The sequence below is a fragment of the Streptomyces endophytica genome (assembly GCF_026153355.1).
In the GTDB taxonomy this organism is placed as follows: domain Bacteria; phylum Actinomycetota; class Actinomycetes; order Streptomycetales; family Streptomycetaceae; genus Streptomyces; species Streptomyces endophytica.
In genome coordinates this window covers 6,126,391-6,146,809 of sequence record NZ_CP110636.1, presented here as the reverse complement: position 1 = coordinate 6,146,809, position 20,419 = coordinate 6,126,391, and the positions used below count along the sequence as shown (strand labels likewise).

17 protein-coding genes are annotated in these 20,419 nt (G+C 72.1%); all 17 read left to right on the top strand.

Features of this window, described 5'->3' with window-relative positions; all coding sequences use genetic code 11:
* Positions 1–73: 73 nt before the first annotated feature.
* The 17 genes from OJ254_RS27460 (at position 74) to OJ254_RS27380 (ending at position 20,417) form a co-directional block, all read left to right on the top strand.
* Entirely contained in the window at positions 74–1,879 is a 1,806-nt protein-coding gene (locus tag OJ254_RS27460; RefSeq protein ID WP_265365332.1) for a DUF5941 domain-containing protein, read from the top strand.
* The gene (locus OJ254_RS27455) at positions 1,876–2,613 is read left to right on the top strand and encodes a phosphocholine cytidylyltransferase family protein (RefSeq protein ID WP_261954735.1); all 738 of its coding nucleotides are present in this window, start codon (positions 1,876–1,878) and stop codon (positions 2,611–2,613) included. Before OJ254_RS27460 ends, OJ254_RS27455 begins: the two co-directional genes overlap by 4 nt.
* A complete protein-coding gene (locus tag OJ254_RS27450) occupies positions 2,601–3,662 on the top strand; it encodes an iron-containing alcohol dehydrogenase family protein (protein WP_261954734.1) in 1,062 nt (353 codons plus the stop codon). Before OJ254_RS27455 ends, OJ254_RS27450 begins: the two co-directional genes overlap by 13 nt.
* Positions 3,640–4,419: a CDP-alcohol phosphatidyltransferase family protein gene (locus OJ254_RS27445; protein WP_265364522.1), complete on the top strand. Its 780-nt coding sequence runs from the start codon at positions 3,640–3,642 to the stop codon at positions 4,417–4,419. The genes OJ254_RS27450 and OJ254_RS27445 overlap by 23 nt, the downstream gene beginning before the upstream one ends.
* A gap of 14 nt (positions 4,420–4,433) precedes the next feature.
* Positions 4,434–5,306: a glycosyltransferase family 2 protein gene (locus OJ254_RS27440; protein ID WP_261957341.1), complete on the top strand. Its 873-nt coding sequence runs from the start codon at positions 4,434–4,436 to the stop codon at positions 5,304–5,306.
* Between the two features lie 78 nt (positions 5,307–5,384).
* Positions 5,385–6,314 (top strand): ABC transporter permease, encoded by a 930-nt coding sequence (locus tag OJ254_RS27435; RefSeq protein ID WP_265364521.1) that lies wholly within the window; start codon positions 5,385–5,387, stop codon positions 6,312–6,314.
* Positions 6,307–7,110, top strand: coding sequence for an ABC transporter ATP-binding protein (locus OJ254_RS27430; protein WP_201804759.1), 804 nt, complete (start codon positions 6,307–6,309; stop codon positions 7,108–7,110). Before OJ254_RS27435 ends, OJ254_RS27430 begins: the two co-directional genes overlap by 8 nt.
* Positions 7,111–7,561: 451 nt before the next feature.
* Positions 7,562–8,428, top strand: a complete 867-nt coding sequence (gene hpnC, locus OJ254_RS27425) for a squalene synthase HpnC (protein ID WP_261954730.1) — start codon at positions 7,562–7,564, stop codon at positions 8,426–8,428.
* Positions 8,425–9,378 (top strand): presqualene diphosphate synthase HpnD, encoded by a 954-nt coding sequence (gene hpnD / locus OJ254_RS27420; RefSeq protein ID WP_423835972.1) that lies wholly within the window; start codon positions 8,425–8,427, stop codon positions 9,376–9,378. Before hpnC ends, hpnD begins: the two co-directional genes overlap by 4 nt.
* A 100-nt stretch (positions 9,379–9,478) precedes the next feature.
* Positions 9,479–10,885, top strand: coding sequence for a hydroxysqualene dehydroxylase HpnE (gene hpnE, locus OJ254_RS27415; protein ID WP_265364519.1), 1,407 nt, complete (start codon positions 9,479–9,481; stop codon positions 10,883–10,885).
* Positions 10,882–12,003: a polyprenyl synthetase family protein gene (locus tag OJ254_RS27410; RefSeq protein WP_410011242.1), complete on the top strand. Its 1,122-nt coding sequence runs from the start codon at positions 10,882–10,884 to the stop codon at positions 12,001–12,003. The genes hpnE and OJ254_RS27410 overlap by 4 nt, the downstream gene beginning before the upstream one ends.
* Before the next feature lie 168 nt (positions 12,004–12,171).
* Positions 12,172–14,193 carry a squalene--hopene cyclase gene (gene shc / locus OJ254_RS27405; protein ID WP_265364518.1) on the top strand — a complete coding sequence of 674 codons (2,022 nt, stop codon included), beginning with the start codon at positions 12,172–12,174 and terminating at the stop codon, positions 14,191–14,193.
* Complete coding sequence (locus OJ254_RS27400) at positions 14,193–14,861, top strand: phosphorylase family protein (protein ID WP_265364517.1); 669 nt, start codon at positions 14,193–14,195, stop codon at positions 14,859–14,861. Before shc ends, OJ254_RS27400 begins: the two co-directional genes overlap by 1 nt.
* 5 nt (positions 14,862–14,866) lie before the next feature.
* On the top strand, positions 14,867–15,892 hold the full coding sequence (hpnH, locus tag OJ254_RS27395) for an adenosyl-hopene transferase HpnH (RefSeq protein ID WP_265364516.1): 1,026 nt from the start codon (positions 14,867–14,869) through the stop codon (positions 15,890–15,892).
* 79 nt (positions 15,893–15,971) lie between these two features.
* Positions 15,972–17,852, top strand: a complete 1,881-nt coding sequence (gene dxs / locus OJ254_RS27390; RefSeq protein ID WP_265364515.1) for a 1-deoxy-D-xylulose-5-phosphate synthase — start codon at positions 15,972–15,974, stop codon at positions 17,850–17,852.
* Complete coding sequence (locus OJ254_RS27385) at positions 17,849–19,231, top strand: aspartate aminotransferase family protein (protein ID WP_265364514.1); 1,383 nt, start codon at positions 17,849–17,851, stop codon at positions 19,229–19,231. The genes dxs and OJ254_RS27385 overlap by 4 nt, the downstream gene beginning before the upstream one ends.
* Positions 19,232–19,286: 55 nt before the next feature.
* A complete protein-coding gene (locus OJ254_RS27380) occupies positions 19,287–20,417 on the top strand; it encodes a serpin family protein (protein WP_265365331.1) in 1,131 nt (376 codons plus the stop codon).
* Positions 20,418–20,419 lie beyond the last annotated feature (2 nt).

The window sequence follows — 20,419 nt, the reverse complement described above, 5'->3', positions numbered from 1 at the left end:
CCGCTGCCCGGGTAGTCCGTATCGAATGCGGTCGACCGGCGCTGCCTTGTCAGCCTCCAAGGAGTGAGTTCGTCTGTCGACCGCCATCCTCACCGGTCCGCCGGTCGCCGGGTCGCCGCTCGAAGCCGACCTGCGCACGCTGGGCTTCGACGTCCGTACGGCGGACGACGCCGCCTCCGCCGCGGCGCTGCTCGCCGAGGTGCCCGCACAGGAGCGGGTCGCCCTCGTCGACCCCCGCTTCGTCGGCCACCTGCACGCCCTGCGGCTCGCGCTGACCGACCCGCGCTTCCCGGCCGCCGCCGTGCCGGGCGCGCTCACCGCTCAGGCCGCGGCCCGTCCCGCGCTGGCCCGCGCGGTCGGCCGGATCCCGGTCGGCGCCGGTACCGCCCACCTCACGGACGTCCTCACCGAGACGCTCACCGAGTCCCTGGACCGCGACGACACCGGTCTGCACCGCGTCGAGCTGGGCAGCCTGGTCGCCACCGTCGCGCTCACCCCCGCCCAGCGCGAGGAGGCCCGCGAGGCGGTCGCGGCCGTCGACGACGAGGCGGTCCGGCTGCGCACCGCGGTGAAGTCCCGCGACGGCTTCTTCACGACCTTCTTCATCAGCCCGTACTCCCGCTACCTCGCCCGCTGGTGCGCGCGCCGCGGCCTCACCCCCAACCAGGTCACCACCGCGTCCCTGCTCACCGCGCTGATAGCGGCGGGCAGCGCGGCCACCGGCACCCGCGCCGGCTTCGTCGCCGCGGGCGTGCTGCTGCTCCTCTCCTTCGTCCTGGACTGCACCGACGGGCAGCTCGCCCGCTACTCCCTGCAGTACTCGACGCTGGGCGCCTGGCTGGACGCCACCTTCGACCGGGCCAAGGAGTACGCGTACTACGCGGGCCTGGCGCTGGGTGCCGCCCGGGGCGGGGACGACGTATGGGCCCTGGCGCTCGGCGCGATGGTCCTGCAGACCTGCCGGCACGTCGTCGACTTCGCCTTCAACGAGGCCAACCACGACGCCGCCGGCAACACCAGCCCCACCGCGGCGCTCTCCGACAAGCTCGACAGCGTCGGCTGGACGGTCTGGGTCCGCCGCATGATCGTGCTGCCGATCGGCGAACGCTGGGCCATGATCGCCGTCCTCACGGCGCTGACCACCCCGCGCATCGTCTTCTACGCCCTGCTCATCGGCTGTGCGCTGGCCGCCTGCTACACCACGGCCGGCCGTGTGCTGCGCTCGCTGACCCGGCGGGCCCGGCGCACCGACCGCGCCGCCCGGGCGCTGGCCGACCTCGCCGACTCCGGGCCGCTCGCCGAGCTGATCGCCCGCGGCGCGCACGGCCGCGGGCGGACCGGGTCCTTCCTCGCCCCGGCTATGGCATTTCTCTCGACCGCGGTGCTGCTGGTCTGGGTGATCTTCGAGAGCGACCCGGCGTCCTGGCTCACCGTGGGCGTCGCCGCCTGCTCCGCGCTGCTGGCCGGTGCGGCGGTGTCCCGGCCGCTCAAGGGCGCCCTCGACTGGCTCGTCCCGCCCTTCTTCCGGGCCGGCGAGTACGTCACGATCCTGGTGCTGGCCGCCCGCGCGGACGTGCCCGGAGCGCTCCCCGCGGCGTTCGGGCTGGTCGCGGCCGTCGCCTACCATCACTACGACACCGTCTACCGCATCCGCGGTGGCACCGGGGCCCCGCCGCGGTGGCTGGTCCGGGCAACCGGCGGCCACGAGGGACGCGTCCTCGTAGTGACCGTCCTGGCAGCCGCGCTGTCCCCTGAAGGTTTCACAATCGCGCTCACGGCCCTGGCCGTGGTCCTGGCGCTGCTGGTGCTCATCGAGAGCATCCGCTTCTGGGTCTCCTCCGGAGCACCCGCCGTACACGATGAAGGAGAACCCGCATGATCGGCCTCGTGCTGGCTGCCGGCGCCGGACGGCGTCTGCGCCCCTACACCGACACCCTGCCCAAGGCCCTGGTGCCGGTTGACGGGGACACCACCATCCTCGACCTGACCCTCGGCAACTTCGCCGAGATCGGCCTGACCGAGGTCGCGATCATCGTCGGCTACCGCAAGGAGGCCGTGTACGAGCGCAAGGAGGCCCTGGAGCAGAAGTACGGCCTCAAGCTCACCCTGATCGACAACGACAAGGCCGAGGAGTGGAACAACGCCTACTCCCTGTGGTGCGGCCGTGACTCCATCAAGCACGACGTGATCCTCGCCAACGGCGACACCGTGCACCCGGTCTCCGTCGAGAAGACCCTGCTCGCCGCCCGCGGCAACGGCCAGAAGATCATCCTCGCGCTGGACACCGTCAAGCAGCTCGCGGACGAGGAGATGAAGGTCGTCGTGGACCCCGACAAGGGCGTCCAGAAGATCACCAAGCTGATGGACCCGGCCGAGGCGACCGGTGAGTACATCGGTGTCACCCTCATCGAGGGCTCCGCCGCCGACGAGCTGGCCGACGCCCTGAAGACCACCTTCGAGCGGGACCCCGACCTCTACTACGAGGACGGCTACCAGGAGCTGGTCAACCGCGGCTTCAAGGTGGACGTGGCGCCGATCGGCGACGTCAAGTGGGTCGAGATCGACAACCACGACGACCTGGCGAAGGGCCGTGACATCGCATGCCAGTACTGACCCGCCTCATTCCGTCCCCGGTCGTCGTCGACATCAACGCCGGCGCCCTGGACGACCTGGCGGGCCTGCTGGCCGATCAGCGCATCTCCGCGTCCGGCAAGCTCGCCATCGCGATCAGCGGCGGCTCGGGGGCACGGCTGCGTGAGCGGCTGTCCCCCGCGCTGCCGGGCGCCGAGTGGTACGAGGTCGGCGGCGGCACCCTGGACGACGCGATCAAGCTCGCCGACGCCATGAAGAAGGGGCACTACGACGCGGTCGTGGGCCTCGGCGGCGGCAAGATCATCGACTGCGCCAAGTTCGCCGCCGCGCGGATCGGCCTGCCGCTGGTCGCGGTCGCGACGAACCTGTCGCACGACGGCCTGTGCTCGCCGGTCGCCACCCTCGACAACGACGCCGGCCGCGGCTCCTACGGTGTGCCGAACCCGATCGCCGTGGTGATCGACCTCGACATCATCCGCGAGGCCCCGGTCCGCTTCGTCCGCTCCGGCATCGGCGACGCGATCTCCAACATCTCCGCGGTCGCGGACTGGGAGCTCTCGCACCGCGAGACCGGCGAGGCGATCGACGGACTGGCCGCCGCCATGGCGCGCCAGGCCGGCGAGGCCGTACTGCGGCACCCCGGAGGAGTCGGCGACGACAACTTCCTCCAGGTGCTCGCCGAGGGCCTGGTCCTCACCGGCATCTCGATGTCGGTGGCCGGCGACAGCCGTCCGGCGTCCGGCGCCTGCCACGAGATCAACCACGCGCTCGACATCCTCTACCCCAAGCGCGCCGCGAGCCACGGCGAGCAGTGCGGCCTCGCCGCCGCCTTCGCCACGCATCTGCGCGGGGACAAGGAGACCCGTGACCTGATGGTCGAGGTGCTGCGCCGGCACGGCCTGCCGGTCACGCCGGGTGAGATCGGCTTCACCGACGAGGAATTCGTCGAGGCCGTCGCGTACGCACCCAAGACCCGCCCCGGGCGCTACACGATCCTGGAGCACCTCGACCTGTCCACCGACCAGATCAGGGACGCTTACGCCGACTATGCACAAGCCATCGGTAGCTGAGCTCCGCCCGGTCGTTCACCCCCCGGGGGTGAAGGACCGGCGGAGCGGCGAGCACTGGGCCGGCCGGCTCTACATGCGCGAGATCTCGCTGCGCATCGACCGCCACCTGGTGAACACCCGGGTCACGCCCAACCAGCTGACCTACCTGATGACCCTGTTCGGCGTCCTCGCCGCCCCGGCACTGCTGGTGCCGGGGGTCGGGGGCGCTGTGCTCGGCGTGCTGATGGTGCAGCTGTACCTGCTGCTCGACTGCGTCGACGGCGAGATCGCCCGGTGGCGCAAGCAGTACTCGCTGGCCGGTGTCTGGATGGACCGCGTCGGCGCGTACCTCACCGACGCCGCGGTGCTCGTGGGCTTCGGGCTGCGCGCCGCCGACCTGTGGGGCTCGGGCCGGATCGACTGGCTGTGGGCCTTCCTCGGCACGCTGGCCGCCCTCGGCGCCATCCTGATCAAGGCGGAGACGGACCTGGTCGGCGTGGCCCGCGCGCAGAGCGGCAAGGAGCAGGTGAAGGAGACCGCGTCGGAGATGCGTTCCTCCGGCATGGCGCTGGCCCGCAAGGCCGCCGCCGCGCTGAAGTTCCACCGGCTGATCCTCGGCGTCGAGGCGTCCTTGCTGATCGTGGCCCTGGCGGTCGTCGACCAGATCAGGGGCGACCTGTTCTTCTCCCGTCTGGGCGTCGCCGTGCTCGCCGGCATCGCGCTCGTCCAGACGCTGCTCCACCTCGTGTCCATCCTCGCCTCCAGCAGGCTCAAGTGACGGGGGCGTCCCAGATGCGCGTCGGTGCGGTGATCATCACCATGGGCAACCGCCCCGAGGAGCTGCGTGCGCTGCTCGACTCGGTGGCCAAGCAGGACGGCGATCCGATCGAGGTCGCCGTCGTCGGCAACGGTTCGCCGCTGCCGGAGCTGCCCGAGGGCGTGCGGACCGTGGAGCTCCCGGAGAACGTCGGCATCCCGGCCGGCCGGAACGTCGGCATCGAGGCGTTCGGGCCGGCCGGCCGCGAGATGGACGTCCTGCTCTTCCTCGACGACGACGGGCTGCTGGCCCGGGAGGACACCGCCGAGCTGTGCCGCGAGGCGTTCGCCAAGGATCCCGAGCTGGGGATCGTCAGCTTCCGGATCGCCGATCCGGACACCGGCGAGACCCAGCGCCGGCACGTTCCCCGGCTGCGCGCGTCCGACCCGATGCGCTCCTCGCGGGTGACCACCTTCCTCGGGGGCGCGAACGCCGTGCGCACCAAGGTCTTCGCGGAGGTCGGCGGGCTGCCCGACGACTTCTTCTACGCCCACGAGGAGACCGACCTGGCCTGGCGGGCGCTGAACGCCGGCTGGATGATCGACTACCGGTCGGACATGGTCCTGTACCACCCGACGACGGCACCGGCCCGGCACGCGGTCTACCACCGGATGGTGGCCCGCAACCGGGTCTGGCTGGCCCGCCGCAACCTCCCCGCCGCACTGGTTCCGGTCTATCTCGGTGTCTGGTTCCTGCTCACCCTGGCCCGTCGCCCCTCGCGACCGGCGCTGCGGGCCTGGCTGGGCGGCTTCAAGGAGGGCTGGGCCACCCCGTGCGGTCCCAGGCGTCCCATGAAGTGGGCTACCGTTTGGCGACTGACCCGACTGGGCCGCCCTCCCGTCATCTGACAAGCTCGTATCTGAGAGCATCAGGCGCGAGCCGGGGCGTGGCCCCGGCAGCGCACCTTGAGGACGAAAGTGTCAACTGTGAGCGAGACCACGCACGACAGTGCGGTCGCCATGAGTGCCCCGGCAGCTTCCGACGAAGGGCTGACCGCGGGGCAGCGGGCCCAGAAGTACGGGCTCGCGCAGAGCGGGGCGCGTCCGAGCCTCCCCGAGTACGTCCGGCAGCTGTGGCACCGGCGGCATTTCATCTCCGCCTTCGCCAGCGCCAAGCTGACCGCACAGTACAGCCAGGCCAAGCTGGGCCAGGTCTGGCAGGTGGCGACGCCCCTGCTGAACGCGCTCGTCTACTACTTGATCTTCGGCCTGCTGATCGGCACGCGGAAGGGCGTCCCCGACTTCGTGCCGTTCCTGGTGACCGGCGTCTTCATCTTCACCTTCACCCAGAGCTCGGTGATGGCCGGCACCCGGGCGATCTCCGGCAACCTGGGCCTGGTGCGGGCGCTGCACTTCCCGCGGGCCTGCCTGCCGATCTCGTTCTGCCTGATGCAGTTGCAGCAGCTGCTGTTCTCCATGGGCGTGCTGGTCCTGATCCTGCTCGGCTTCGGGCAGATGCCGACCTGGTCGTGGCTCCTGGTGTTCCCGGCGCTGCTGCTGCAGTTCGTGTTCAACACGGGTCTGGCGATGGTCATGGCGCGGCTGGGTTCCAAGACCCCGGACCTGGCGCAGCTGATGCCGTTCATCATGCGGACCTGGATGTACGCGTCCGGCGTGATGTTCAGCATCGACCTGATCCTGAAGGGCAAGCACGTCCCGCAGTTCGTGGAGGTGCTGCTCAACGCGAACCCGGCGGCGGTCTACATCGACCTGATGCGCTTCGCGCTGATCGACAGCTTCACGGCGAACAAGCTGCCCCCGCACGTGTGGGCGTTCGCCGGCGGCTGGGCGCTGCTGATGGGTGTCGCCGGCTTCGTGTACTTCTGGAAGGCTGAGGAGCGGTACGGACGTGGCTGAGCAGAACAACGGCGTGCAGCCGACGGCGGCCGCCCAGGAGCGGATCCCGACCGTGATCGCGGACGATCTGCACATCGTCTACCGCGTCTACGGCACGGGTGCGGGCAAGGGCAGCGCCACCGCGGCGCTGAACCGCATCGTCCGCCGCAAGCCCTCCACCGGCGTGCGCGAGGTCCACGCGGTCAAGGGCGTCTCCTTCACCGCCTACCGCGGGGAGTCGATCGGCCTGATCGGTTCGAACGGCTCGGGCAAGTCCACCCTGCTCAAGGCGGTCGCCGGTCTGCTGCCGGCCGAGCGCGGCAAGGTCTATACCCACGGCCAGCCCTCCCTGCTGGGCGTGAACGCGGCCCTGATGAACGACCTGACCGGCGAGAAGAACGTCGTCCTCGGCGGTCTGGCCATGGGCATGTCGCGTGAGCAGATCCGGGAGCGCTACGACGGGATCGTCGACTTCTCCGGTATCAACGAGAAGGGCGACTTCATCTCGCTGCCGATGCGCACGTACTCCTCGGGTATGGCGGCGCGGCTGCGGTTCTCCATCGCCGCGGCCAAGGACCACGACGTGCTGATGATCGACGAGGCGCTGGCCACCGGCGACCGGGCGTTCCAGAAGCGCTCCGAGGCCCGGATCCGCGAGCTGCGCAAGGAGGCCGGCACGGTCTTCCTGGTCAGCCACAACAACAAGTCCATCCGCGACACCTGCGACCGCGTGCTGTGGCTGGAACGCGGCGAGCTGCTGATGGACGGCCCCACCGACGAGGTCATCAAGGCCTACGAGAAGGAGACCGGCAAGTAGTCCGCCGGACACCTGGAAGGCCCCCGCGGGTCCGTCCCGCGGGGGCCTTCGACGGTGACGGATTGGTCAACTCCGCGGACAACGGGAACAGTTCGCCCGAAGTGGGTGTTGACCGGATCGTTGCCCCGGGCTTCGGTACCCACTCGGACGCAAGGGAGATGTACGGCGTAAGCTGTACGGGTGCCGAACAGCACAAGTGGAACAAGTCGGGCAATACTCACCCAAGAGGGCGATGAGGGCTCGATCGGGGCGCGTCGTCGGAGGCGGCGTGTCCGAAATAGGATGTTTTAGCTTGGCGGTGTAGAACGGGAGACGTGACGGCAATGGCTACTGGTTCGCTCCGGCACCGAAATGCGCCGGGCAGCCCCCGGTGAGCCGAGACAACGAGCGGGCGCGTCGCGCCTTCCTCCGAAGGGTGGCGGCGGGTGACGGGCGGGACCAGACGCGCACCGTGCTCGATCAGGCCGCACACGAGAACTTCCCGGTCGCGCCGTTCTTCCTGCCCCGCGCCTGGCGGGCCGACCTGATGGCCGTGTACGGCTTCGCCCGGCTCGTCGACGACATCGGCGACGGCGACCTCGCGCCCGGCGGCGGCGACGCCGTACTCCTCGGGCTCGACCGGGCACAGTTCGACGACCGGCCCGCGCTGCTCGACGCCCTGGAGGCGGACCTGGCGCGCGTCTTCAGTGACCGCGCGCCCGGCCCCAAGCACCCGCTGATGCGCCGCCTCGGCCCGACCGTCCGCCGCTGCGAGCTGACCCCCGAACCGTTCCTCGGCCTGATCGAGGCCAACCGCCAGGACCAGCGGGTCAGCCGCTACGCCACGTACGACGACCTGGCCGCCTACTGCGAGCTGTCCGCCAACCCCGTCGGCCGGCTCGTCCTCGGCATCACCGGCACCGCAAGCCCCGAGCGCCTCCGCCGCTCGGACGCCGTCTGCACCGCCCTGCAGATCGTCGAGCACATCCAGGACGTGGCCGAGGACCTCGGGCGCGACCGCATCTACCTCCCCGCCGAGGATCTGAAACGCTTCGGCGTCTCGGAAGCCGATCTGGCCGCGCCGAGCGGGGGCGCATCGGTGCGCGCACTGATCGCCTACGAGGCGGAACGCGCCCGTGACCTGCTGGATGAAGGCACCGCGCTGGTGGGTAGCGTCCACGGCAGACTGAAGCTGCTGCTGGCCGGTTTCGTCGCCGGCGGACGTGCCGCACTCCAGGCGGTCGCGGCCGCCGAACACGACGTACTCCCTGGACCGCCCAAACCGACCAAGCTCAGCCTGCTGCGCGAGGTCGGGGCGACATTGCGAAGAGAGGGGTGAGTCGGACCGTGGAGGCAACCGCACACGCGTCCGCGCCGGTGCTCGCTGCATACCGTTACTGCGAAGCCATCACCGGGCAGCAGGCACGCAACTTCGCCTACGGCATCCGGCTGCTGCCGACCGACAAGCGCCATGCGATGTCGGCGCTCTACGCCTTCTCCCGCCGGGTCGACGACATCGGCGACGGCGGTCTGGAGCCCGCCGCCAAGCAGCAGCGCCTGGAGGACACCCGGGCGCTGCTGGCCCGTATCAAGGACGGCCGGCTCGACGAGGACGACACCGACCCGGTGGCCGTCGCCCTCGCCGACGCCGCCCGCCGCTTCCCGGTCCCGCTCGACGCGCTGGACGAGCTGATCGACGGCGTGCTGGCCGACGTGCGCGGCGAGACCTACGAGACCTGGGACGAGCTCAAGGTCTACTGCCGCTGCGTCGCCGGCGCCATCGGCCGGCTCTCGCTCGGCGTGTTCGGCACCGTGCCCGGCGCACCGGACCCCGAGCGCGCCGCCGAGTACGCCGACACACTCGGTCTCGCCCTCCAACTCACCAACATCCTCCGGGACGTTCGCGAGGACGCCGGCAACGGCCGGACCTACCTCCCCGCCGAGGACCTCGCCAAGTTCGGCTGTGAGGCCGGCTTCGCCCACCCCGTGCCGCCGCCCGGTTCCGACTTCGCCGGCCTGGTCCACCACGAGGTGCAACGCGCCCGCGCGCTGTTCGCCGAGGGCTTCCGGCTGCTGCCGATGCTCGACCGGCGCAGCGGCGCCTGCGTGGCCGCGATGGCCGGCATCTACCACCGCCTGCTCACCCGGATCGCCGCCGACCCCGAGGCGGTGCTGCGCGGCCGGGTCTCGCTGCCCGGCTGGGAGAAGGCGTTCGTCGCGGTGCGCGGTCTGTCCGGGCTCGACGCGCGGGCGATCGGCCGCCGGCAGGCCGTACGGAGGCGCGGATGACCGGCCGGGCCACGCACGACAGCGGTGACCCCGCGTCAGCACGGCGGGCAACCCTCCCCCGGGCGGCTGCGTCCATGACCCACGTACGGGGGGAGCACACATGACATCCACAGCCACCGCGGTGGTGGTCGGTGGCGGGCTGGCGGGCACCACCGCCGCCCTCGCGCTGGCCGACGCCGGGCTGCGGGTCACCCTCGTCGAGGGCCGCCCCCGCCTGGGCGGACTGGTCTTCTCCTTCCGCCGCGACTCGGCCGCCGGCGAACTGAGCGTCGACAACGGCCAGCACGTCTACCTGCGGTGCTGCACCGCCTACGGCCGGATGCTGGACCGGCTCGGGGCGGCCCACCTGGTGCCCCTCCAGGACCGGATGGACGTGCCCGTTCTCGACGCCGACCGGATGCGGCTCGGCCGGCTGCGGCGCACCGCCCTGCCCGTCCCGCTGCACCTCGCCGCCGGCCTCGCGCGCTATCCGCACCTCTCCCCGGCCGAGCGGGCCGGCGTCGTGCGCGCCACCCTCGCGCTCCAGGGCCTCGACCCGGCCGACCCGGTCCTGGACGGCGTCGACTTCGGCAGCTGGCTCCGCCGCCACGGCCAGTCGTCCCGGGCCGTCGAGGCGCTGTGGGACCTGGTCGGCATCGCCACCCTCAACGCCCGGGCCGGCGACGCCTCGATGGGCCTGGCCGCCAAGGTCTTCAAGACCGGGCTGCTGTCCGCCCCCGGCGCCGCCGACATCGGCTGGTCCCGGGTCCCGCTCGGCGACGTGCACGACGCCCTCGCCCGTACGGCACTGGAGAAGGCCGGGGTGCGGATCGCGCTGCGCACCCGCGCCGCGTCCGTCACCCGGACCGACGGCCGCTGGCGGGTCGCGGTGGAGAACGGCCCGCACGGCGGCGAGCGGCTCACCGCGGACACCGTCGTCCTCGCCGTACCGCAGCGCGAGACGCACGGGCTGCTGCCCGCCGGGGCGCTGGCCGACCGGGACCGGCTGCTGGACATCGGCACCGCCCCGATCCTCAACCTCCACGTCGTGTACGACCGCAAGGTCCTGCGCCGCCCCTTCTTCGCCGCCGTCGGCTCGCCCGTCCAGTGGGTCTTCGACCGCACCGACGCCTCCGGACTGACCAGGACACCGGGTAACGAACGCTGCCAGTACCTGGCCGTGTCGCAGTCCGCCGCGCAGGAGGAGATCGACCAGCCGGTCGCCAAGCTCCGCGCCCGCTACCTCCCCGAGCTGGAGCGGCTGCTGCCGGCCGCCCGGGGCGCCCGGATCATCGACTTCTTCGTCACCCGCGAGCGCACCGCGACCTTCGCGCCCGCCCCGGGCGTCGGCAGGCTCCGCCCCGCCGCCCGCACCCAAGCCCCCGGCCTGTACCTGGCCGGCGCGTGGACCGCCACCGGGTGGCCCGCGACCATGGAGAGCGCAGTTCGCAGCGGCACCGCCGCCGCTCGCGAGGCACTCAACGAACTCGGCTTCCCCCAGGGCCAGTTGCCTCAGGAGGCGGCATGACTACGAGTACGAGCGCTCGCACGAGCACGAGCATCGGAAACAGAGGAGAAACCGTGAATCCGGCTTCCCCAGCTATCGACACCGAGAGCGTCACCGCGCTGCTGGAGCGCGGACGGACACTCGCCACTCCCGTGCTGCGTGCTGCCGTGGGCCGGCTCGCCCCTCCCATGGACACCGTCGCCGCCTACCACTTCGGCTGGATCGACGCGACCGGCAAACCCGCGTCCGGCGACAGTGGCAAGGCCGTCCGCCCCGCGCTCGCCCTGCTGTCCGCCGAGGCCGCCGGCGCGGCCCCCGAGGTCGGCATCCCGGGTGCGGTCGCCGTCGAGCTGGTGCACAACTTCTCGCTGCTGCACGACGACCTGATGGACGGCGACGAACAGCGCCGGCACCGCGACACGGTCTGGAAGGTGCACGGCCCGGCGCAGGCCATCCTCGTCGGCGACGCGCTGTTTGCGCTGGCCAACGAAATACTGCTGGAGCTCGGCACCGTCGACGCCGGCCGCGCCACCCGCCGGCTGACCCTGGCCACCCGCAAGCTGATCGACGGCCAGGCCCAGGACATCTCCTACGAGCACCGCGAGCGGGTCACCGTCGAGGAGTGCCTGGAGATGGAGGGCAACAAGACCGGCGCGCTGCTGGCCTGCGCGGTCTCCATCGGCGCGGTCCTGGGCGGCGCCGACGACCGCACCGCCGACACCCTGGAGAAGTACGGCTACCACCTCGGCCTCGCCTTCCAGGCCGTCGACGACCTGCTGGGCATCTGGGGCGACCCGGAAGCCACCGGCAAGCAGACCTGGAGCGACCTGCGGCAGCGCAAGAAGTCGCTGCCGGTCGTCGCCGCGCTCGCCGCCGGCGGTCCGGCCTCCGAGCGGCTGGCCCAGATCCTGGCCGCCGACGCCAAGAAGAGCGAGACCGAGATCGCCGACTTCACCGAGGAGGAGTTCGCCTCCCGGGCGGCCCTCATCGAGGAGGCCGGCGGCCGCGAGTGGACCTCCCAGGAGGCCCGCCGCCAGCACGCCACCGCCATCGCCGCGCTCGACGAGATCGACATGCCGGAGAAGGTCCGGGCGCAGCTCGTCGCGCTCGCCGACTTCGTCGTCGTACGGGAAAGATGACTCCCCACCGACGACGAATAGATCGCAGTCGCCGGCCGGTGCCTGGGGGTACTCCCCCAGCTACCGCTGGGAGGTGCCCCCACCCACGTCTTTAGGGCAGTGGGGGACGGGCGCCGGCCGACGGAATCCCTGAGCACGCTTTGACAGTTCACTGCAGAAGGGGAAGCCATGACAGCGACGACCGACGGAAGCACCGGGGCGCTGCCGCCCCGGGCCCCTTCGGCCAGCGATGCCACCGCTGAGAAGACCACCGCACCGACCCGCGGGACCGCCACCGCCGTCGCCGAGGACACGGCCGAGGCCGCGCGCCGCGCGACCGCCCGCGCCACCGACCATCTGCTCGCCGCCCAGGACCCGGCCGGCTGGTGGAAGGGCGACCTCGAGACCAACGTCACGATGGACGCCGAGGACCTGCTGCTCCGTCAGTTCCTGGGCATCCCGGACCCCGAGATCACCGAGGCCGCCGCCCGCCACATCCGCGGCGAGCAGCGCACCGACGGCACCTGGGCCACCTTCCACGGCGGGCCCGGTGAACTCTCCACCACCATCGAGGCCTACGTCGCCCTGCGGCTCGCCGGGGACGCACCGGACGCCCCGCACATGGCCGCCGCGTCCGCCTGGGTCCGCGAACGGGGCGGGGTCGCCGCCTCCCGGGTCTTCACCCGCATCTGGCTGGCCCTCTTCGGCTGGTGGCGGTGGGAGGACCTGCCCCAGCTCCCGCCGGAGCTCATCTTCTTCCCGAAGTGGTTCCCGCTCAACATCTACGACTTCGGGTGCTGGGCGCGGCAGACCATCGTGCCGCTGACCATCGTCTCCGCCAAACGCCCGGTCCGCCCGGCGCCGTTCGCCCTGGACGAGTTGCACACCGACCCGCGCCGCCCCGCCCCGCCCCGCCCGCTCGCCCCGGCCACCAGCTGGGACGGCCTCTTCCAGCGCCTCGACAAGGCCCTGCGGGTCTACCACAAGGTCGCACTGCGCACGCTGCGCCGCACCGCGATGCGCTCGGCGGCCCGCTGGATCGTCGAACGGCAGGAGAACGACGGCTGCTGGGGCGGCATCCAGCCGCCCGCCGTGTACTCGATCATCGCCCTGCACCTCCTCGGCTACGACCTCGACCACCCCGTACTGCGCGAGGGACTGGCCTCCCTGGACCGGTTCGCGGTCTGGCGTGAGGACGGTTCGCGCATGATCGAGGCCTGCCAGTCCCCGGTCTGGGACACCTGCCTCGCCACCATCGCGCTCGCCGACGCCGGACTGCCCGCCGACCACCCGCAGCTGGTCAAGGCCGTCGACTGGATGCTCGCCGAGCAGATCGACCGGCCCGGCGACTGGAGCGTCAAGCGTCCCCAACTCCCGCCCGGCGGCTGGGCGTTCGAGTTCCACAACGACAACTACCCGGACATCGACGACACCGCCGAGGTGGTGCTCGCACTGCGCCGGGTCGAGCACCCGGACCCGCAGCGGGTGGCCGCCGCGGTGGACCGCGCGGTGCGCTGGAACTTCGGGATGCAGTCCCGGGACGGCGGCTGGGGCGCGTTCGACGTCGACAACACCAGCCCGTTCCCCAACCGCCTGCCGTTCTGCGACTTCGGTGAGGTCATCGACCCGCCGTCGGCCGATGTCACCGCCCACGTCGTGGAGATGCTCGCCGAGGTCGGCCGGACGCACGACCCGCGCACCCGCCGCGGCATCGCCTGGCTGCTCGCCGAACAGGAGCCCAGCGGCGCCTGGTTCGGACGCTGGGGCACCAACTACGTCTACGGCACCGGCTCGGTGCTGCCCGCGCTCGCCGCGGCCGGCATCCCCGCCTCCCACCCGGCCGTGCGCCGCGCCGTCGGCTGGCTGGAGCGGGTGCAGAACGACGACGGCGGCTGGGGCGAGGACCAGCGGTCGTACGCGGAGCAGGACGCCTGGGCCGGGCGCGGCGCCTCGACCGCCTCGCAGACCGCGTGGGCGCTGATGGCGCTGCTCGCGGCCGGTGAGCGGGACGGCGAGGCGGTGCGCCGCGGGGTGCGGTATCTGGCCGCGACCCAGCGCGAGGACGGTTCCTGGGACGAGCCGCACTTCACCGGCACCGGCTTCCCCTGGGACTTCTCCATCAACTACCACCTCTACCGCCAGGTCTTCCCGCTGACCGCGCTGGGCCGCTACGTCAACGGCGGACCGGCCGGAGCGCCGGTGGGGGCCTGATGCCGAGACGGCCCCCCGCGAGTGCGGACCCCCCGCTGCTGGTCGCCTGTGCGCTCGGCATCGAGCGGTTCGCGCTGCGCGGGGGAGACCGGGCGGCGGACCCCGGCGGGAGCCGCCCGGGGCTGGTCGTGCTGCGCACCGGCATGGGCCCCCAGGCGGCCGAACGGGCCCTCGCCGACGCGCTGCGTGACGGCGCGGACACCGCCTGTTCGCCCGTCGTCGCCAGCGGCTTCTGCGCCGGCCTCGCGCCCGGTATGCGCCCGGGGGACGTGGTCGTCGCCGAGGCCACCCGGGACCACCGCCCGGGCCTGCCGGACGTGCCCTGCCGCGACAACGGGCCGCTGGTCGGCGCCCTGCGGCAGCGCGGCCTGACCGTGCACCGCGGGCTGCTGCGCGGCTCCGACCACGTCGTACGCGGCGCGGAACGGGCCGAGCTGCACGCCTCCGGCGCCATCGCGGTGGACATGGAATCCGCCGCCACGCTTCGCACCGCCCGGCGGGCCGGCGCCCGTCCGGTTGCGGCCGTCCGGGTGATCGTGGACGCTCCAGAACATGAACTCGTCCGCATCGGCACGGTACGCGGGGGAATATCAGCCTTCCGCGTGCTGCGCAGTGTGCTTCCTGTTTTCTACGAATGGCACCGTTCTTTGCTGCTCCCCAGGAGGTGAGCCAGATGGCCATGCCGCTCCGTCAGTCCATCCGGGTCGGGACCTATCTTTTTGAACAGAAGATGATCCGGCGGCGCGAGAAGTTCCCCCTCATCGTCGAGCTGGAACCGCTCTTCGCATGCAATCTGAAGTGTGAGGGCTGCGGAAAGATCCAGCATCCGGCCGGGGTGCTCAAGCAGCGGATGCCGGTGGCGCAGGCGGTCGGCGCGGTCCTGGAGTCCGGTGCCCCGATGGTCTCCATCGCCGGGGGAGAACCCCTGATGCACCCGCAGATCGACGAGATCGTACGGCAGTTGGTGGCCAAGCGGAAATACGTGTTCCTGTGCACCAACGCCATGCTGCTGCGCAAGAAGATGGAGAAGTTCACCCCCTCGCCCTATTTCGCGTTCGCGGTGCACATCGACGGAATGCGTGAACGGCACGACGAATCCGTCGCCAAGGAAGGCGTATTCGACGAGGCGGTCGCGGCGATCAAGGAAGCCAAGCGGCGCGGATTCCGGGTCACCACCAACTCCACCTTCTTCAACACCGACACCCCGCAGACCGTCATCGAGGTCCTCAACTTCCTCAACGACGACCTCCAGGTCGACGAGATGATGCTGTCGCCCGCCTACGCCTACGAGAAGGCCCCCGACCAGGAGCACTTCCTCGGCGTCGAGCAGACCCGCGAGCTGTTCCGGAAGGCGTTCGCCGGCGGCAACCGGCGCCGCTGGCGGCTCAACCACAGCCCGCTCTTCCTGGACTTCCTGGAGGGCAAGGCGGACTTCCCGTGCACGGCCTGGGCCATCCCCAACTACTCGCTGTTCGGCTGGCAGCGCCCCTGCTACCTGATGAGTGACGGATACGTGCCGACGTACCGGGAACTCATCGAAGAGACGGACTGGGACAAATACGGCCGCGGCAAGGACCCGCGCTGTGCCAACTGCATGGCGCACTGCGGCTACGAACCCACCGCCGTCCTCGCCACCATGGGCTCCCTCAAGGAATCCCTCCGAGCGGCCAAGGAGACCGTCGCCGGAAACCGCGGCTGACCCGTCGCCTCCGGGGGAGCCCGTCGCCGCGGCGGGTTCCCCCCGCCACGGCCGCCGAACGACCCGAGGGGGACCGAACATGACGATGCTGGAACACATCAGCGGCCCGCGTGACCTCAAGGCGCTCCCCGCCGACCGCCTGCCCCTGCTCGCCGAGGAGATCCGGCACTTCCTCGTCCACGCGGTGGCCCGCACCGGTGGCCATCTGGGCCCCAACCTGGGCGTGGTCGAGCTGACCCTCGCCCTGCACCGGGTCTTCGACTCACCCGCCGACCGCATCCTGTGGGACACCGGCCACCAGTCGTACGTGCACAAGCTGCTCACCGGCCGTCAGGACTTCTCCAAGCTGCGGGCCAAGGGCGGCCTGTCGGGCTACCCCTCGCGGGCGGAGTCGGCACACGACGTCATCGAGAACAGCCACGCCTCGACGGTTCTCGGCTGGGCGGACGGTCTGGCCAAGGCCAACCAGGTGCGCGGGAAGAAGGACCACGTCGTCGCGGTCATCGGCGACGGCGCACTGACCGGCGGCATGGCCTGGGAAGCCCTGAACAACATCGCCGCCGCCAAGGACCGCCCGCTGATCATCGTCGTCAACGACAACGAGCGTTCCTACGCGCCGACCATCGGAGGCCTGGCCAACCACCTCGCCACCCTGCGCACCACCGACGGCTACGAGCGCTTCCTGGCCCGCGGCAAGGACCTGCTGGAGCGCACCCCGGTCGTCGGCAAACCGCTCTACGGCACGCTGCACGGCGCCAAGAAGGGCCTGAAGGACTTCATCGCGCCGCAGGGCATGTTCGAGGACCTGGGCCTGAAGTACGTCGGCCCGATCGACGGGCACGACATCCCGGCCGTCGAATCGGCGCTGCGCCGCGCGTCCGGATTCCACGGCCCGGTCCTGGTGCACTGCCTGACGGAGAAGGGCCGCGGCTACCGGCCCGCCCTGGAGGACGAGGCCGACCACTTCCACACCGTCGGCGTGATGGACCCGCTGACCTGCGCGCCGGTCGCCCCGCCCGGCGCGCCGTCCTGGACGTCCGTCTTCGGCGACGAGATGGTCCGCATCGGCGAGGAACGCGAGGACGTCGTCGCCCTCACGGCGGCGATGCTGCAGCCGGTCGGCCTGCGGAAGTTCGCCGAGGCGTTCCCGGACCGGGTGTGGGACGTGGGCATCGCCGAGCAGCACGCCGCGGTGTCCGCGGCCGGGCTCGCCACCGGCGGTCTGCACCCGGTCCTCGCGGTCTACGCCACCTTCCTCAACCGCGCCTTCGACCAGGTCCTGATGGACGTCGCGCTGCACAGGTGCGGCGTCACCTTCGTCCTGGACCGGGCCGGCGTCACCGGCACCGACGGCGCCTCGCACAACGGCATGTGGGACCTGTCGGTGCTCGGCGTCGTCCCCGGCCTGCGGATCGCCGCCCCGCGCGACGCCGACCAGCTCCGCGCCCAGCTGCGCGAGGCCCTCGACGTGGACGACGCACCGACCGTGCTGCGCTTCCCCAAGGAAGCGGTGGACGACCCGATCCCGGCCGTGGACCGGATCGGCGGGGTGGACGTCCTGCACCGGGCACCGCACCCGGACGTCCTCCTGGTCGCGGTCGGCGTGATGGCACCGGTCTGCCTGCGCGTCGCCGAACTGCTCGCGGCGCGCGGCGTGGACGCGACGGTCGTCGACCCGCGCTGGGTCAAGCCGGTCGACCCGGCCCTTGCCGAACTCGCCGCCGACCACGCGCTGGTGGCCGTGGTCGAGGACAACAGTCGTACCGGCGGCGTCGGCTGGGCGGTCGGCCAGGCGCTGCGGGACGCAGGAGTCGACGTACCGCTGCGCACCTTCGGCATCCCCGAGCAGTTCCTGCCGCACGCCAAGCGGGCCGAGCTGCTGGCCGACCTGGGCCTGACCCCGGCCGAGATCGCCGGCCGGATCAGCGCCGCGCTGGCCCGTAAGGAGAGCGTCTCATGACCGGATTCGACCTGACGCGGCTGCTCGCGGAGCGCGGTGGCGAGCGCTACGAGCTGCACACCCGCCATCTGAACCACCAGCTGCCGCGGATGCTGCACACCATCGGCTTCGACAAGGTCTACGAGCGGGCCGAGGGCGCGTACTTCTGGGACGCGGAGGGCCAGGACTACCTCGACATGCTCGCCGGCTTCGGGGTGATGGGGCTGGGCCGGCACCACCCCGTCGTCCGCCGGGCGCTGCACGACGTCCTCGACGCCCAGCTGGCCGACCTCACCCGCTTCGACTGCCAGCCGCTGCCCGGGCTCCTCGCCGAGAAGCTGCTCGGCCACGCCCCGCACCTCGACCGGGTCTTCTTCGGCAACAGCGGCACCGAGGCCGTCGAGACCGCGCTGAAGTTCGCCCGGTACGCGACCGGGAAGCCGCGCATCCTGTACTGCACCCACGCCTTCCACGGCCTGACCACCGGCGCCCTCTCCGTCAACGGCGAGGACGGCTTCCGCGACGGCTTCGCCCCGCTGCTGCCCGACACCGCCGTACCGCTCGGTGATCTCGACGCGCTGGCAAGGGAGTTGACGAAGGGCGACGTCGCCGCGCTCATCGTCGAGCCGATCCAGGGCAAGGGCGTGCACGAGGCGCCGCCCGGCTATCTGCGGGCCGCGCAGGACCTCCTGCACCGGCACAAGGCCCTGCTGATCGCCGACGAGGTGCAGACCGGCCTCGGCCGCACCGGCGACTTCTTCGCCTACCAGCACGAGGACGGTGTCGCACCGGACCTGGTGTGCGTGGCCAAGGCCCTGTCCGGCGGCTACGTCCCGGTCGGCGCGACCCTCGGCAAGGACTGGATCTTCAAAAAGGTCTACTCGTCCATGGACCGCGTACTGGTCCACTCCGCCAGCTTCGGCTCCAACGCCCAGGCGATGGCGGCCGGTCTGGCGGTCCTCGCGGTGATGGAGGACGAGCAGACCGTCGCGCACGCCCGGCACACCGGCGATCTGCTCCGCGGCCGGCTCGCCGAGCTGATCCCCGAGTACGAGCTGCTGCACGACGTACGGGGCCGCGGCCTGATGATCGGCATCGAGTTCGGTAGGCCCACCTCGCTCGGGCTGCGCAGCCGCTGGACGATGCTGCAGGCGGCCCGCAAGGGGCTGTTCGCGCAGATGGTCGTGGTGCCGCTGCTGCAGCGGCACCGCATCCTCACCCAGGTCTCCGGCGACCACCTGGAGGTCATTAAGCTGATCCCGCCGCTGATCATCGGCGAGCGGGAGGTGGACCGGTTCGTCGACGCCTTCACGGCCGTCATGGACGACGCCCACGGTGGCGGCGGCCTGATGTGGGACTTCGGGCGGACGCTGGTCAAACAGGCGGTCGCGCACCGCTGACAGCGCTGGGGGGAACGCGATGGTGGCCGCGACGACGGTGCGGTCCGTGAACGGCATGACGGCCCGCTGGGCGCGGGCGGCGGTGGGGGAGGCCGGCACGGTCCTCACCGCGGCCGGTGTCTGGCCGCTGCTGGCGCTGCTCGCGGGCCCCTCGGCGGGCCCGGCCCGTACGGAGCTGGCCGAGGCGCTCGGCACCGACCCGGAGCGCGCGCCGTCGGAGGGCCGGTCGCTGCTACGGGCGCTGGACGCGGCCGACGGTGTCGGCGCCGCGGCCGCGGTGTGGGCCCGGCGCACCCTGGCGCTGCGCCCGGAGTGGCGGGACGGTCTGGCGCCGGGCACGCTCGGCGAGCTGACCGGCGCCGCGGCGGCGGACCAGGAGGCGCTGGACGCCTGGGCGCGGCGCCACACCGAGGGGCTGATCGAGCGGATGCCGGTCGAGGTCACCCCGGACCTGCTGCTCGTCCTGGCCAGTGCGCTGCTGGTGCGGACGACCTGGGCGGAGCCCTTCGGGGAGTACCCACTGCGGCTCACCGAAGGCCCCTGGGCGGGGCGCGAGGTGACCGCGCTGAGCCGCTCCGGGGCGGCGGCCTCGCAGGTCCGGGTGCACGGCACCCCGGTCGGCCCGCTGACCGCCGTACGCGTCGAGGGCGACAACGGCCTGGACGTCCATCTGCTGCTCGGCGGGCCCGGCGTACCGGGCGGCGAGGTGCTGGGACACGGCGTCGAGGCGCTGGCCGGGCGGTACCCGGCGGTGTCCGGTGCGGTGCCGGCCGACGGCGCCGGGCCGGGGCTGCGGGTGACGACGGTGCCCAGCTACGACGGGGTGCCGCGCCTGGACCTCACGACCGTGCGGTTCACCGTCGACGCCGCACACGATCTGCTCAAGCGGCCGGAGCTGTTCGGGCTGACCGCCGCGGCGGACACCTCCCGCGGGCACTTTCCGGGCATCAGCGACCAGCCGCTCGCGGTGTCGGCAGCCCGGCAGCAGGCCACCGCGACCTTCGGCGCGCTCGGTTTCCGGGCCGCGGCCGTCACGGTCGTGCCGGCCGCACCGGGGGCCGTGCCGCCGCCCCCGCCGTACGAGGCGCCGCGGATCACGGCCCGCTTCGACCGGCCCTTCGGCTTCCTCGCCGTGCACCGGGCGTCGGGGCTGGTGCTGGCGGCGGGCTGGGTCGCCGAACCCTAGAA